General features: G+C 29.8%; 16 protein-coding genes and 1 other annotated feature (1 of these 17 running past the window's edge). Of the genes, 15 read left to right on the forward strand and 1 reads right to left on the reverse strand.

The genetic code is table 11. From position 1 onward, the window contains the following. The first annotated feature begins 151 nt into the window (after positions 1-151). The 13 genes from OC535_RS01525 (at position 152) to OC535_RS01585 (ending at position 14417) form a co-directional block, all read left to right on the forward strand. Complete coding sequence (locus tag OC535_RS01525; protein ID WP_227052199.1) at positions 152-1906, forward strand: phosphoenolpyruvate carboxykinase; 1755 nt, start codon at positions 152-154, stop codon at positions 1904-1906. 57 nt (positions 1907-1963) lie between these two features. After that, a complete protein-coding gene (locus tag OC535_RS01530; RefSeq protein WP_024722221.1) occupies positions 1964-3358 on the forward strand; it encodes a polysaccharide deacetylase in 1395 nt (464 codons plus the stop codon). Positions 3359-3411: 53 nt separating this feature from the next. Then, positions 3412-4410: an AI-2E family transporter gene (locus tag OC535_RS01535; protein WP_498822998.1), complete on the forward strand. Its 999-nt coding sequence runs from the start codon at positions 3412-3414 to the stop codon at positions 4408-4410. 4 nt (positions 4411-4414) lie between these two features. Beyond that, positions 4415-5362: a tocopherol cyclase family protein gene (locus tag OC535_RS01540; protein ID WP_227052194.1), complete on the forward strand. Its 948-nt coding sequence runs from the start codon at positions 4415-4417 to the stop codon at positions 5360-5362. Beyond that, the gene (locus OC535_RS01545; RefSeq protein WP_498822999.1) at positions 5331-5843 is read left to right on the forward strand and encodes a GNAT family N-acetyltransferase; all 513 of its coding nucleotides are present in this window, start codon (positions 5331-5333) and stop codon (positions 5841-5843) included. Before OC535_RS01540 ends, OC535_RS01545 begins: the two co-directional genes overlap by 32 nt. Before the next feature lie 81 nt (positions 5844-5924). Beyond that, entirely contained in the window at positions 5925-6770 is an 846-nt protein-coding gene (rfbD, locus tag OC535_RS01550; protein WP_024722218.1) for a dTDP-4-dehydrorhamnose reductase, read from the forward strand. Between the two features lies 1 nt (position 6771). After that, a complete protein-coding gene (locus OC535_RS01555; protein WP_498823000.1) occupies positions 6772-8052 on the forward strand; it encodes a dicarboxylate/amino acid:cation symporter in 1281 nt (426 codons plus the stop codon). Positions 8053-8227: 175 nt separating this feature from the next. Next, positions 8228-10507 (forward strand): 5-methyltetrahydropteroyltriglutamate--homocysteine S-methyltransferase, encoded by a 2280-nt coding sequence (metE, locus tag OC535_RS01560; RefSeq protein WP_498823001.1) that lies wholly within the window; start codon positions 8228-8230, stop codon positions 10505-10507. 30 nt (positions 10508-10537) lie between these two features. After that, positions 10538-11446 (forward strand): LysR family transcriptional regulator, encoded by a 909-nt coding sequence (locus OC535_RS01565; RefSeq protein ID WP_024722216.1) that lies wholly within the window; start codon positions 10538-10540, stop codon positions 11444-11446. 82 nt (positions 11447-11528) lie between these two features. After that, a complete protein-coding gene (locus OC535_RS01570; protein WP_498823002.1) occupies positions 11529-12353 on the forward strand; it encodes an AraC family transcriptional regulator in 825 nt (274 codons plus the stop codon). Next, positions 12346-13224, forward strand: a complete 879-nt coding sequence (locus tag OC535_RS01575; protein WP_227052182.1) for a DMT family transporter — start codon at positions 12346-12348, stop codon at positions 13222-13224. Before OC535_RS01570 ends, OC535_RS01575 begins: the two co-directional genes overlap by 8 nt. Continuing rightward, positions 13221-13634: a DUF2000 domain-containing protein gene (locus OC535_RS01580; protein ID WP_498823003.1), complete on the forward strand. Its 414-nt coding sequence runs from the start codon at positions 13221-13223 to the stop codon at positions 13632-13634. The genes OC535_RS01575 and OC535_RS01580 overlap by 4 nt, the downstream gene beginning before the upstream one ends. 60 nt (positions 13635-13694) lie before the next feature. Next, positions 13695-14417 carry a phosphatase gene (locus tag OC535_RS01585; RefSeq protein ID WP_498823004.1) on the forward strand — a complete coding sequence of 241 codons (723 nt, stop codon included), beginning with the start codon at positions 13695-13697 and terminating at the stop codon, positions 14415-14417. Positions 14418-14497: 80 nt separating this feature from the next. Here the strand turns inward: OC535_RS01585 and OC535_RS01590 are convergent, their stop codons facing one another. Further along, complete coding sequence (locus OC535_RS01590; protein ID WP_227052172.1) at positions 14498-14749, reverse strand: hypothetical protein; 252 nt, start codon at positions 14747-14749, stop codon at positions 14498-14500. Positions 14750-15006: 257 nt separating this feature from the next. Here OC535_RS01590 and OC535_RS01595 point away from each other — a divergent pair, with 257 nt between their 5' ends. Beyond that, the gene (locus tag OC535_RS01595) at positions 15007-15201 is read left to right on the forward strand and encodes a hypothetical protein (protein WP_227052171.1); all 195 of its coding nucleotides are present in this window, start codon (positions 15007-15009) and stop codon (positions 15199-15201) included. A 222-nt stretch (positions 15202-15423) separates the two neighbouring features. Further along, entirely contained in the window at positions 15424-15873 is a 450-nt protein-coding gene (locus OC535_RS01600) for an NUDIX hydrolase (RefSeq protein WP_227052169.1), read from the forward strand. Positions 15874-16136: 263 nt separating this feature from the next. Beyond that, positions 16137-16374: a binding site (T-box leader), on the forward strand (it continues 2 nt past the right edge of the window).

Genomic DNA, 16374 nt, shown 5'->3' on the forward strand with positions numbered 1-16374 from the left:
ATAATTTACGTGGTCTTAACGACTTTTTTTGATTTATCAATAAATTTAATTTTTTTTGCAATAAGTATTGTATACAATATGACTTTTATGTTAAAATGACAAAAATCAATAAGTGGGGGAAGTACTTATTGAATAAAGAAAGGGTGGTTACATGGGTTACAAATTTAAAATTACACGCGGGAACGCAATCTTAAATTTTTCTGAAGAATATTGTCAATCTCGTTGTCAATTAATTGAAAGTGAATCATTTGCACGAGTGTTAAAAGGGTTTATACATGTATGTAAAAGAAAAGAAAATACTACTTATACGTATTTAAGAGAAGTAAAATCAGAAAGTGTTGATATTGTTGCTGATTTAAGAACGATTTTTAAATTATTACTAGTTATGTCAGTAGAAGAAGTATTACAATCTTATCCACAGTTTGCTGGTTATTTTAGAAATCGTGATGAATTTGTTAAAGTCATTGAAGAAGTATATCTTTTTTGGAGAAAGCTACAGCGTTATAGTGTCGTTTATAATGAAAGTACAAGTCGTGGGTATCAAAATGTTCAATTTGCAGATGCTCAGGCTAAGTTTGAAGAATTAGTTCTTCAAGTGTATCGTACGATTGAAGAAACGGCTTTAGGATATCGTCATCAAGTATATCGTCAAATTACTGCTGGTGTTAATGCTGGTTTAAGAGTAACAAATATGCGTTCTTTTTTACCATATGAGTATCGTAATTTAGATGATATTCCATTTATTGAAACAGTTATTATACATCCACCATTTATTACTTATTCAAAACGTAATAAACGTGATGGGGTTTTCCCAGAAATGAAGCATAATCCAATCGAGGATTTAAAATTTGATCCTGAACAATGGTTCTGTTATCCTGCTAAAGTTGGAGATTTATTAGCATTTGTATATTTCAATGTTGCTTTCATGGCTCAAGGGGTTGCTTTATGTAACTTGTTTGAACTTGCAAGCGAAGAAGAATATCGTAATCGTAAACCAGATATTATCTATGTATATGGATATGAAGATGGTAAAATGAATCAAAGCTTCTATCAAGATGATGAAAATGATATGATGGTAGCATTATTATCAGCAAGTGATGAATTTGATTATTTTGGATATATGAAGAAAATGATGTTAACTTTACACAATGTTCGTAAAATCAATCAACATCAGTTACCTATCCACGGAGCAATGGTTAAAATGACTTTGCATAGTGGTGAGGTTAAAAATATTGTTGTCATGGGTGATAGTGGTGCTGGTAAATCTGAAACAATTGAACAAATCAAAGTATTTGGTGCAGCATATATTCGTGATTTAGTTACTGTCTATGATGATATGGGGGTATTGTCATTAGATAAAGATGGTAAAGTACAGTCTTCTGGTACAGAAATTGGAGCTTTTGTCAGACTTGATGATTTAGATGCGGGATATAGTTTTAAAGAGTTAGACCGTTCAGTATTTATGAATCCAGATAAAATCAATGCGCGAATCGTAATACCAATTACAGATTATAAAGATGTAGTTGCTAAACATGATGTTGACTTCTTCTTATATGCTAATAATTATGAAGAAGGTGGCGAATCATTAAGTTTCTTTGATAATGTTGATGATGCTTTAACCGTATTTAGAGCTGGTAATCGTATGGCTAAAGGAACAACTACTGAATATGGATTAGTTGGAAGTTATTTTGCAAATCCATTTGGTCCAGTACAACGTCAGGAACAAACAGAGCCTATTTTAGTGGATTATTTTAATCATATGTTTGATCAAGGAATTAAAGTAGGACAGTTAAGAACTCGTTTAGGTATTAAAGGAAATGAGCATAAAGGTCCTCAAGAAGCAGCTATTGCAATTCTTAAATATATTACTGGTGAAAAAGAATTGAAACAGTTAGAAGATGAATAGAACTCTGATGAGTTCTATTTTTTTTTACTTTGAATATGGTTTGATGAGGGGATAAAAGTGTCCAAATACAAGTTAATGTTGATTGTTTTAATTTTAATTATTTCATTAATAACTTTATCCATTCATCAAACAAATCAAATTATTTTATATAATTATCATCCGACAATAGAAATATCTGATAAATTTGATCCTAAAGCTAATATTAAAAGAGTCATTGGCGGTTCAATCGATGATGTAAGTGTAGATACAAGCAAGATTAATTTCAATAAAACTGGTAAATATCCAATCACATACACTTATAATAATATTAAAACAACAATCACGATTGAATTAAAAGATACGATCATACCCGATTTAGAAGTTCAAGAACTAACAATTGATTTAGGAATGAAAATAACAGCTGATGACTTGATCAAAACCCGTTTTGATTCTAAGCGAACAACAGTTAAATTCAAAGAAGATTATCAGTTTGATCAAATTGGTGATCATGAAGTTGAAATCATTATTTGTCGCGGAAATAATCGTATTTCAAAAAAAACAATTGTTCATGTGTTAGCTAAAGATACAACCCCACCACAAATTTTAGGGATCCGTAATCTGACGGTTTTAAAAGATAGTGATATTGATTTATTATCGAGTGTTAGTGTTAAAGACAATCAAGATGATAGTCCAATTTTAACGATTGATAGTTCAAATCTTGATATTTCAAAAGTAGGTGATTATCAGATAACTTATCATGCCAAAGATCGATCATTAAATACTACTGTAGAAACATGTATTGTTAGTGTCGTTGAAAATAAAACAATTGGTACTTTTGAACAAAGTGATCAAAAAATTGTTTACTTGACTTTTGATGATGGACCATCAGAGAATACTCAAAAAGTTTTAGATATTCTTGATGTTTATGATGTTAAAGCTACTTTTTTTGTTACCGGAACCAATGAAGAGTATTATTATTTAATTAAAAAAGCATATGATGCTGGTCATACTATCGGCTTGCACAGTTACATTCATGAATATGACCAGATTTATAATTCTTCGTCAGCCTATTTTGCTGATTTAAAAAAAATCGAAGATCTTGTTTATAGTCAAATAGGTTCAATTCCTAAGTATATTCGTTTTCCTGGAGGCAGCAGTAATAATGTGTCAAAAAAATATTGTTATAAAATTATGACTAAATTAACCAAGGAAATAATTAACCGCGGTTATCAGTATTACGATTGGAATGAAGATAGTGAAGATGGTTCGGGGCAATTATCAGTTAATCAGTTAATTAAAAATGCAACTGCTTCTAATGATAATAATATTATATTATTATTTCATGATGCTAATGGTAAGGAAAACTCTTTAAAAGCACTAGGACCAGTAATTCAGTATTATCAAAAAAAAGGCTATGTTTTTAAAGGTATCGATGATAGCTCTTATGTAGTTCATCATAGTGTAAATAATTAGAATTCTAATAAGAATTCTTTTTATTTTTATACATATAATGTATTGGTGATTAGATGAAAGAAAAATTAATCAAGTATGGATATTATTTGATGCTCTTAATTATTGCGGTTATTGTTACATATGTATTGATCAACTGGCTAATTCCGCTTTTTTTTAGCTGTTTGATCGTTTTGATTTTACAGCCGTTATTGAATAAGGAAATTGAAGTCCTGAAAATAAAAAATGTTTTTTTTGCTAAAAGCATAATTGTGTTTAATTATTTATTATTTATTGCTGTAATTATCGCCATAATCATTTTTTGCTGTATCCAAATTTATACAGTTTTAGAATTACTACCGGATTATTTATTTAATCTATATAATTTACTTAGTCAAAATAACTATATCATTGATACCGCTAGATTTCTCGATATTATTTATAATGGTTCAATGAGTATCGTTGAAAGTATTTCTAGTGGATTTATTACGGGTCTAGTTACCGTTATTATGAAAATTCCTAGTATTTTGTTTGATTTGATTTTTATGATCATTACTTCGCTATTCATTTTATTAGATTATCAAAGAATAGATAATTTGGTTATTCAAAGATATCCCATGGTTTCTTTAGTTATTAATATGATCAAAGATGTTTTAAGTAATCTGTTTAAAGCATATTTTATAATCATGATCATTACTTTTGTTGAATTATGGGCTGGTTTTATGATTATAAAATTAGATAACTGTATAATGCTGGCATGTATTATTGCTATTTTTGATTTTATGCCGGTTTTAGGAATTGATATGATCATGATTCCCTGGATTGTTATCAATGCTTTAACAAATCGCATGTCAATGGCTTTAGGCTTATTAGTTATATATATGGTAATCGTTATTACTAAAAATATTTTAGAACCTAAATTAATTGCTAAAAATTTAGGAGTTAGTCCATTAGTATCATTGATTGGAATGTATTTAGGAATGAAAATCTTGGGAATAACAGGATTAATAATTGTTCCGACAATATTAATGATTATTATCCAGATCATTAAAGTAAAATATGAACTGAAGGAGTGAAAATATGCATCAAAGAAAACAAGAAATACAATTACATTTAAAAGACAAAGGAATGTTTGAAGGCTGGTATTTTAGAGTTAGTGATCGGAAAGTTTCTTTAGCGGTTATTGTGGGAGTCAGTGAGACAATGGCTTTTATTCAAACGATCGATACGTATACTAATGTTAGTCAAATGCTTGAATTTGATTTGAATGAGTTTGAATATGGAAATGCTCCATTTTTTATCAGAATAAAAAATAATTATTTTTCTAAAGAAAAAATTATTTTAAATCTGGATCAGGGTACAATCATAATAAGAGGAGTATTAGAAAATGATGCTTTTACACCATTAAAAGCCTCATTATATGCACCTACTATTATGGGTCCCTTTCATTATTTAGCGAAGATGGAATGTAATCACGGGATCATTAGTTTATCACATCAAATAAAAGGTCGTTTGATCATTAACCAGCAAAAAATAAATATAAATGGAATTGGTTATATGGAAAAAGATTGGGGATATTCATTTCCTAAAGATTACTTATGGTTACAATCAAATGATTGCAACCAATGTAAAGCCTCATTATTTTTAGCCATAGCTAATATTCCCATTAAAATTACTAGTTTTACTGGAATTATTATGGTTTTGATGATAGACGATAAACAATATCGAGTTGCTAGTTATTATGGCGCATATTTAAAAAGATGGTTGATTAAAAAAGGTCAATATTATTTAATCATTAAACAGTATCCTTACAGTTTTTATATTAAAATTATTCCTGGTAATAGTTATTTGTTGAAAGCGCCACAACTGGGAATGATGAACAGTGATGTAAAAGAGAGTTTAAATTCTAAAGTTACTGTGTTAATATATAAACATCATAAACGAATCGATAAATTAGACTTTATTGCTTGTGGAACAGAGTTATTTGGAGGATTTAATGATATTAAAGAGCGAGCGGTTGATTCTTAAAAGACCGGAAATAGAAGATGTTGATGAAATTTTAAAAATTCATAATAGTGAATATGTGCAGCGCTATAATGCGATGAAACTTTATCGTCGCGAAGATATGCTTAAAGATATTATTGATGATCGTAAAAATACTTATTATTTACAGCTACCTGATTCTAAACGCATAATTGGGGCTGTTTTTGTAGGTCAAGATCAATTACGATATCAAGTAAAGGCTGTTTGTCTTTCATATTATTTAGATAAAAATTATCAGGGTCAGGGCTATATGTATGAGGCTTTAAAACTTATAATCAAAGAATTATTTGAGCAGGGAATTGAAGTTATTAGTGGTAGAGTCTTTGTTGATAATACGGCTTCAAAAAAACTATTAATAAAGTTAGGATTTGTTTTGGAAGGACATTTAAGAAGAGCCGTTAAAGGATTTCAAGGGATCATTTATGATGATTTACTTTTTTCTTTACTTAAGGATGATAACAGCTGATTTGACAGTAATAGAGTTAATTGATATAATGTCATCATTGCGTTGATTATTCAGCGCTTTTATTATGAGGAGGTAAAAAGAATGCTAAAATTATGGATCGTTGGTTCAAATAGCCAGGTAGGGACAGCTTTAAATGAATTGATTGAACCGCTGGATATTGAGGTATTTAATACTGATAAAGAAGAAATAGATATTGCCAATACTAATGATATTATCCGCTTTGGAGAAATAAATCGTCCTGATGTAATTATTAATTGCGCTGCAATCACGAATCTTGATGAGTGTGCCAGTGATAAAGATCAGGCTTTTAGAGTAAATGCTTTAGGACCTCGTAATTTGTGTATTGTTGCACGAAAAATTGGGGCTAAAGTAGTTCAGTTATCTACTGATGATGTTTTTGATGGGACAAATGATCGGCCCTATAATGAATTTGATCGTACTAATCCCCAAACTATTTATGGTCGTTCTAAAAAAGCCGGTGAAGACTATGTAAAAGAATTTACTCATAAACATTTTATTATTCGTAGTAACTGGGTATATGGTAAAAAAGGAAAGAATTTCGTTAATGATCTTTTAAATTATGATCAGGCAGTTTTAAATGTTGCTGGTGATCAGCTAGGATCACCTACTAGTGCTAAAGATTTAGCACGAGCTATTTTATATTTAATTAAAACAAATGAATATGGTACTTATCATATTACTTGTAAAGGTGTTTGCAGTCGCTATGAATTTGCTCAATATCTTAAAGAAAGAGCTGATAAGAAAATTGAATTAAAAAAAGTCGAAGCTAAAGATGTTGATAAAGGTACTGTTAGACCAGCATATGCAGTTTTAGATAATTTTATCTTGCGCTTAGTAAATGAATTTGAAATGCCAGATTGGAAAACATCATTAGATGAATATTTAAAAGATATAAAGGAGGGCTAGGATGGCATTAGAAAAAAGAAAGAAAAAGATGGGTTTAACGACCAAGATCTTTATTGCTTTATTATTAGGAGCAATTTTAGGGATTGTTTTATATGCTTTACCAGCTAGTTTTGTTCGTGATGATATTGTGATCGATGGGATTTTGTATGTAGTTGGCCAGGGATTTATAAAGTTGATGAAAATGCTTGTTGTACCATTAGTATTTTGCTCATTAGTTTGTGGCAGTATGGCAATTGGCGATACAAAAAAATTAGGATCGGTAGGCGTTAGAACGATCATTTTCTATCTTCTAACTACAGCACTAGCAATAACCGTAGCTTTATTAGTAGGAAACTTGATCAATCCGGGAATGGGACTAGATATGTCAACGATTCAAGCAAATGTAACGAGTGTTGATAGTGTGGAATCAACATCATTAGTTGAAACGATTTTAAATATTATTCCTGATAATCCGATTGGTTCATTAGCTAATGGTAATATGTTACAAATCATTGTATTTGCTTTATTAGTAGGAGTGATCTTAGCTAAATTAGGTGAAAAGACAGAAATAGTAGGCAATTTTTTCAGTCAATTTAATGATATTATGATGGAAATGACAATGATGGTAATGGCTGTTGCGCCAATTGGGGTATTTTGCCTGATTGCAAGGACTTTTGCTGGAATCGGATTTAGCGCTTTTTTACCATTAGGAAAATATATGATTGGGGTCTTGTTGGCTCTGGCAGTGCAGTGTTTCTTTGTTTATTTAGGTTTATTAAAACTATTTACAGGTTTAAATCCAATAAAATTTATCAAAAACTTTTTTCCGGTTATGGCATTTGCTTTTTCAACGGCAACTTCAAATGCTACGATTCCATTATCAATTGATACTTTAGCTAAAAAAATGGGAGTTTCAAAAAGAATTTCATCTTTTACGATTCCTTTAGGAGCAACGATCAATATGGATGGAACTGCTATCATGCAAGGTGTCGCTGTTGTTTTTGCGGCTCAGGCTTTTGGAATTAATCTCGACTTTACAGATTATATTACCGTAATTGGAACGGCAACTCTAGCATCAATTGGAACAGCGGGCATCCCTAGTGTTGGCTTAGTAACATTAACGATGGTTTTCAATTCAGTAGGACTTCCAGTTGAGGCGATTGGAATGATCATGGGAATTGATCGAATCTTAGATATGACAAGAACTGCTGTAAATATTACTGGTGATGCTGTTTGTACAACGATAGTTGCCCACCAAAATAAAGCTTTAGATAAAAATGTATTTATTAATAGTATTAAATAGTTTTTACATACATTTATTAAAACATCTTATGACAAGATGTTTTTTTTAAATAAATATAGTTTAAAACTATGTTCAACTAATTATTATAAGTATTTTTCAATATTAAAATAATCTAGTATTCTTATATCTAAAGAAGGCGGCTGCGTCTTTAAAAAAGAAATTATGGGGGTAAAAGATGAAAACAGCAGTAATTGGATATCCACGAATTGGATTGAAACGTGAATTAAAATTTGCAATTGAAAAATATTTAAAAGGACAAATAGAACAGAGTGAGTTAATTACTAAAGCCAAAGCATTAAGAAAAATAAATTGGCTTGATCAAGATAATCAAAAAATAGATTTTATTTCATCAAACGATTTTTCATTTTATGATAATGTTTTAGATACAGCATATTTATTAAATATCATTCCTAAACGTTATCAAAGTTTGGATCTTGATCCTCTTGATAAATACTTTGCTATGGCTCGAGGATATCAAGGTGAAGCAGGTGATGTAAAAGCTTTAGCGATGAAAAAATGGTTTAATACAAACTATCATTATTTAGTACCGGAAGTTGAAGATGATGTTCAAATTGAATTAAATGGAACTAAAATATTTGATGAATATCAAGAAGCTAAAGATTTGAATATAAATACTAAACCAGTAATTATTGGACCGTATACATTAATTAAATTATTACGTTTTACAGGAACTTTAACTATTCAGGATATTGTAGATGATGTTATTAGAGTGTATGTAGAAATAATCACTAAATTTAATGATTTAAATGCACAATGGTTTGAATTTGATGAGCCAGCTTTAGTACTTGATATGAGTGAAGCGGATATTGGATTATTTAAAAATATATATACTAAGATCTTGAAGGAAAAAGGAACGATAAAGGTTTTATTACAAACTTATTTTGGAGATATACGAGATTGTTATAATGATATTATGACATTAGATTTTGATGGTATTGGTCTTGATTTTATTGAGGGTAAAGAAACTTTGAATTTAATCAAAAAATATGGTTTTGATCAAAATAAGATATTATTTGCAGGTATTGTCAATGGTAAAAATATTTGGAAGAATGATTATCAAAAGACGATTATTTTGCTAGAAGAAATTAACGAAAATGTCAATGATATTGTCATTAGTACATCTTGTTCATTATTACATGTGCCATATAGTTTGGAAAACGAAGAAAAATTAGATGATAAGTATAAAAGACATCTTGCTTTCGCAAAAGAAAAATTAGTTGAATTATTCCAGTTAAAAATAATTTCTGAATTAGGAACAAAGCATAGTTATTATGTTGATAACGTGAATATTTTTAATGAAGCTGCTAACCGTAGTAATGCAAGTGTTCAAGCTCGTTTAGCTTCATTGAAAGAAAGTGACTTTATTCGTCAGCCATTGTTTGATCAGCGTCGTGAAATTCAAAAAGAAAAGTTAAATCTGCCTCTTTTACCAACAACGACGATCGGTTCTTTTCCACAAACAAGTGAAGTTCGTGCTAATCGGCGGGCGTATCGTAAAGGGGAAATAGATGAAACTGCATATCGCAATTTCAATCATACAATGATTCAAAAATGGATCAAATATCAAGAAGAAATTGGTTTAGATGTACTTGTTCATGGAGAATTTGAAAGAAATGATATGGTTGAATATTTTGGTGAAAATCTTGATGGTTATTTATTTACTGAAAATGGCTGGGTTCAATCATATGGGACTCGTTGTGTCAAACCACCTGTGATCTGGGGCGATATTTCTAGAAATCATCCTTTAACAGTCGATTATGCTGTCTATAGCCAAAGTTTGACAGATAAACCAGTAAAAGGAATGTTGACAGGGCCTGTTACAATGTTGAACTGGTCATTTCCAAGAGTTGATATTTCTTTAAAAGAATCAGCTTTACAATTAGCTTTAGCAATCAAAGATGAAGTTTTAGATTTAGAAGCTAAGGGAATTAAGATCATCCAAATCGATGAAGCAGCTTTAAGAGAAAAATTACCGTTACGTAAAAGTGACTGGCAAAGTGAATATTTAGATTGGGCAATTCCAGCTTATCGTTTAGTTAGCAGTAGTGTTCAGGCTGATACACAGATTCATAGTCATATGTGCTATAGTGAATTTGATGATATTATTCAAGCAATTGAAGATATGGACAGTGATGTTATTTCATTTGAGGCCTCTCGTTCTAATCTAACATTATTAGATACTTTAAATAAAGTTAAGTTCAAGAGTGAGGTAGGCCCAGGGGTATATGACATCCATTCACCAAGAATTCCTGGTGTTGAAGAATTTGAATCAGCATTAGAGGCAATGGTTGAAAAAATACCAGTAGATAAATTATGGGTCAATCCGGATTGCGGATTAAAGACACGCGGGGTTTTAGAGACTCAAAGCAGTCTTGAAAATATGGTAACAGCGACTAAAAATATTCGTCTTAAACTTCAACAAATCAAAAAATAATGTTAAAATAGCTAAAAAGGAAGTGAAAAAATGACATTACAACAACTACGGTATATTATTACTACAGCTCAAAAAGGAACGATAAGCGAAGCGGCGAAGGAATTATTTATTTCGCAGCCAAGTTTATCTAATGCAATCAAAGAATTAGAAAAAGAGCTAGGAATCGTCATTTTCTCACGAACTAATAAAGGTATTGTAATCAGTGATGAAGGACTTGAATTTTTGGGTTATGCACGCCAAGTTGTGGAACAGGCGGATTTGTTGGAAAATAGATATTTACAAGATAAAGTGACAAAAAAGCGTTTTAGTATTTCGACACAGCATTATTCTTTTGCTGTTAATGCATTTGTTGATCTAGTAAAAAAATATCGTGATAATGATTATGAATTTATGATTAGAGAAACGCGAACTCATGAAATTATCGAAGATGTTAAAACGTTAAAAAGTGAGATTGGAATCTTATATTTAAACGAGTTTAATAAAAAAGTAATAAATAAATTATTAAAAGAAAATGATTTGGTTTTTAATAAACTGTTTGATGCTAGACCACATATTTTTGTAAGTGATACTAATCCTTTAGCTGGTAAAAAGATTGTGACACTTGAAGATATTGAACCATATCCTTATTTATCATTTGAGCAGGGACAATATAATTCATTTTATTACTCTGAAGAAATTTTAAGTACGATGATTCATCAAAAGATGATCAAAGTAAGTGATCGAGCAACATTATTTAATTTATTGATCGGTTTGGATGGTTATACTATATGTACAGGTGTTATTAGCGAGGAGTTAAATGGTAAAAATATCATTGCCATTCCCCTTGATGTCGATGAAGTGATCAGTATTGGTTATATTGTTCATAAAGATACTATTCGCAGTAATTTAGGTCAGATTTTTATTGAAGCACTAAAGCAAAATACCCAGGAATTGATGTAAGATGTGTTTATGCACATCTTTTAATATGTCAATATCGTTCAAGTAAGTTTTTTTTATTTATGTTATATTGATGATGGTGATGATGATGGAAGAAAAAAGAATTATTGTTTATGATGAACAGTTGAAGATCGAAGCTTACCAGTTTATAGGAGTTATGCAAAAATTTCCTAATCATTTTCATGACTATTATGTAATCGGTTTTGTTGAAAAGGGGAAACGGATTTTATCTTGCAACAATAACGAGTATGTTTTAAAAGAAGGCGATATATTATTATTAAATCCTTTAGATAGTCATAGTTGTGATAGTGAAGATGGAAAAGCTTTGGATTATCGTTGTTTAAATATTAGTAAAGCTGTAATGAAAAAAATAGCTAAAGAAATCTTTACGATAGCTTATTTGCCGGAATTTAAAGCGCCTGTTATTTTTTCAAGTGATTTAAGAGATAATTTAAGATTATTGCATGAAATGATCATGAAAAAAGAAACGGAATTTTTTAAAGAAGAACTATTCTATCTATTATTAGAACAATTAATCAAAGAATATGCTGTTTTAAAAACAGATAGAAGAGTTGAATTCAAAGAACCAATCAAAAAGGTAAAACAATTTTTAGACGATAACTATGAAAAACAGATTTCATTACATGAATTAAGTCAGATTTCGGGAATGAATAAGTATACTTTGATTCGTAATTTTACTCATGAAATGCAAATAACACCATATCAATATCTAGAAACGATTAGAATAAACCAAGCTAAAAAACTTTTAGAAGCTGGAATTGATTTAACAGAAACAGCGATTCTTGCAGGTTTTAGTGATCAAAGTCATTTTATACGTTTTTTTAAAAAATTAATTGGGTTGACACCAAAACAATATCAAAATATTTTTAATGGTGATAATGATGAATAAGAATTTAAAAGGGCATTTAGCGGCTTTGATAACTATTTTTATTTGGGGAACGACTTTTATTTCGACAAAGTTATTATTGGTTGATTTTAAACCAATAGAGATTCTTTTTTTCAGATTTTTGCTGGGACTGCTGCTTCTTATTATTATCTATCCTAAAAAGATATCAGGTACAACTAAGAAGCAGGAAATTACTTTTGCTTTAGCAGGATTGACGGGAATTACATTATATTATTTATTGGAAAATATTGCTTTGACGTATTCTTTAGCAGCTAATGTTGGGGTAATTATTTCTATAGCACCTTTTTTTACAGCTGTTTTATCATATCTTGTTTTAAAAGAGGAAAGATTAAAGCGGAATTTTTTTATCGGTTTTGTTTTAGCGATGATTGGTATTTCATTGATTAGTTTTAATACTAGTTCTAATTTTAAATTGAATCCATTAGGCGATCTATTAGCTTTATTGGCAGCATTGATTTGGGCAGTTTATTCGATCTTAACTAAAAAAATCAGTGAATATGGTTTTAATACGATCCAAGTAACGAGGCGAATGTTTATGTATGGAATTATTTTTATGCTGTTTACATTAATTCCCCTTGATTTTAAATTGAATTTGAAAAGATTTGCTAATCCTGTCTATTTAGGAAATATCGTCTTTTTAGGAGTTGGGGCTTCAGCAGGATGCTTTGTAACCTGGAATTTTGCGATTAAGATACTTGGGACAATAAAGACAAGTATTTATATTTATATCGTACCTGTAGTTACTGTAATAACGTCATTTCTTGTTTTAAATGAGCGCATAACGATACTGTCTTTGGTAGGTACATTGTTAACTTTAATGGGCTTATTTTTATCGCAAGGGAGTAAAAAATGATAGAAAAAAAGTGTGTGATGATCGTTGATGAAAGTTTACCGCTTGGTTTAATTGCTAATACGACAGCTGTTTTAGCTACAGCATTAGCTAAACTGGACATAAAGATCATCGGTGAAGATGTATTTGATTTAGAAAATAATAGGCATTGTGGTATTGTCATGCTTCCAATTGTAATTTTGAAAGAGAATCAAGGATTGATTAGAAATATATTAGAAAAAGCGAATGATTATAATGATGAGATTGCAGTTATTGATTTTAGTGATTTGGCTCAAAGCTGTAAAAATTATCCTGAATATATTTCTAAGATGAAAGTGACAAGTGAAGTTAGATTAAATTATTCTGGTATTTGTTTATATGGTAGTAAAAAAAGAATTAATAAGTTAACGGGCGATTTACCTTTGCTGAAATAGAAAAAAGCTAATTTTATTTTAAAAATGAGCTATTCTATAAGATATAAAAGGAGGATTAGGATGGAAAATTATGAATTAGATGTACATACCCATACTTTAGCTAGCGGGCATGCTTATTCAACTATTAGCGAAATGGTAAATGAGGCTAAAAATAAAGGGTTAAAATTACTTGGAATCGTTGAACATGATCAAGGTATTCCCGGGACCTGCGATCCCATATATTTTAAAAATCTTGGGGTTGTTCCTAGAAAGATCAATGGTGTAAATTTATTGTTAGGAATCGAAATTAATATTCTTGATTATGATGGTAAGTTAAGTATTGATGATGATTTATATAAATATGTTGATTATTGTATGGCCGGAATTCATTTACAGTGCTATCAAGCTGGAACAATCGAGCAAAATACAAGAGCAGTAATTGAAACGATCAAAAATCCGCATATTAGTGTAATCGTACATCCTGATGATGGAAATTGTCCTCTTGATTATCAGAGAGTTGTTTTAGCAGCCAAAAAGTATCATACTTTATTAGAAGTTAATAATAATGCGTTACGGAGTTCATCAAGGTTAAATTCACGTAATAATGTAATTGAGATGCTTAAGTTATGTAAAAAATATCAAGTTAAGGTTATTTTAGGCAGCGATGCGCATATTCATTTTGATATTATTAATTACGATCAAATTGAAAGTATTTTACAGGAAATTGATTTTCCTAAAGAATTAATTGTTAATTATGATATAAATAGTTTTTTAGAATATCTTGAGGATAATAAAAACAAGTGAGAATTTAAATTCTCACTTGTTTAATTATATTAAACTGCTTGATTCACATCAATCAATTCTTTTATCTTTAAGACCCAGCCTTAGTGGGCCACCAATATAATTGGGGGTCTACGTTTCATATTTAGTCGATAATCCTTTTTTTCATTGATTTTAAGAATTAATGGAGTGATCTTAATATGAATTAAATTAATAAAATTCTTTTTTGGATAAATATATTTATCTTCGATTGTATTGCTTTCATTCATTAATAAGCGATATGTACTTAATAATGCTTCACTTAAAACTAATAATGTATACAACATTAATACTGTAATTATATACATTTCATTCATATTATCAACTCCTTTCTCCTAATCCTTTCCTCACTATTATAATAGCACATTTCTCATAAAAATGAAAGCGTTTTCAATAAAAAATATCTGATTTTATCAATAAATTTTAAAACAACTTTTAATTGGTGTAGCAATCATTACCATGACTTTGCTGCTTGTAAAAAATAAATTATTTATCAAGCTATAAGTTGACACTTTGGTTTTATTGCAGTAGATATAAATATATTGTAAAATTAGAATTTACAGGAAATATCAAGATGATTAAGATTAGATATGTACAAGGAAATGATAAAAATTTTTGGTATAGCTTGGATAAGCATTTATCGGTAGAAGAATTTGCAAAAAAGGTGGCAAACCAGCAAGACTATGTTTTACTTGTAGATGGAATAGGATTATTAAAAGATGATTTTTTGGGCCAATCCACTATTTTGCACAATGCTCTATATAGATGAAAAATATCAGAATTTGGGATATGGTAAAATATTGAAAAAATGATATGAAATGGTATTAACAGCTACGTCAGTTAATGAAAATGCATAGTATTTTTATAGAAAGTTAGGATACGAAGAATGTGGCGGTTTTGTAATTGATATTAGAGGATATGAACAGCCGATGGAAATCTTTATGATAAAAGAAATTTGATAATTATAATTTACGAAAGAGGAATAAAATTTATGAAAGTCAAATTTTATGATGATATTGAAGATTCTTTGTTAAAATTTGCAGTCATTATTTCACGCTCAAGAGGGAAATGGGTGTTTTGTCAACATAAGGAAAGAAAAACACTTGAAATTCCAGGTGGACATAGAAATGATGGTGAGGCGATTGAAGATACAGCAAAAAGAGAACTAAAAGAAGAAACCGGAGCTATTGATTTTGAAATAATGCCTATTTGTGTATATTCTGTTACAGGAAAAAACAGAGTGAATGAAACGGGCGAGGAAACATATGGGATGCTTTATTATGCAGATATCAAAACATTTGCAGATGATTTACAGAGTGAAATGGAAAAAATAATTTTCACTGAAGTATTACCTGTTGATTGGACATATCCATTAATACAGCCGTTGTTGATTGATGAATATAAACGTAGAGTAAATCATAATAAAAATATAAAGAAATAAATGAATATTAGAATCATTTTTTAATTGTTAGAAAGGATAAAATTAATTGAAACAGATCTGTAAGCTGAAAATATTCTTTTATGAAGATAAATTAATTATTGATTAGGATCATACTGTTGCATATCCAATAAGTTTATTCGTTGTGTAAAATATAATGTTTTGTAATGATCTTAAATCATATAAAAATGTACTAAAATAAAAACATTAGATAAAATAACAACAAAATATTGACACTAATAAAAAATAGTTATATGATTTTTATAAAGAAACCGATGAAGTGGAGATAAAAATAGATCGTGCACTTACAGAGAGCTTGGATGGTGGAAACAAGCAGAACGCAGCCTATTAAATGGACCACGGAGGGCAAAGTGAAAAGCATTAGCTTAGTATTCTTTGACGTGAGACTTACGTAAGTAGTCATAGATGTGATAGCATCTACTAAGGGCACGAGTGTATCGTGAAACAAGGTGGCACCGCGGAATATTATATTATCCGTCCTTG

It is taken from the genome of Clostridium sp. Marseille-Q5894, assembly GCF_946902305.1.
Lineage (GTDB): Bacteria > Bacillota_I > Bacilli_A > Erysipelotrichales > Coprobacillaceae > Thomasclavelia.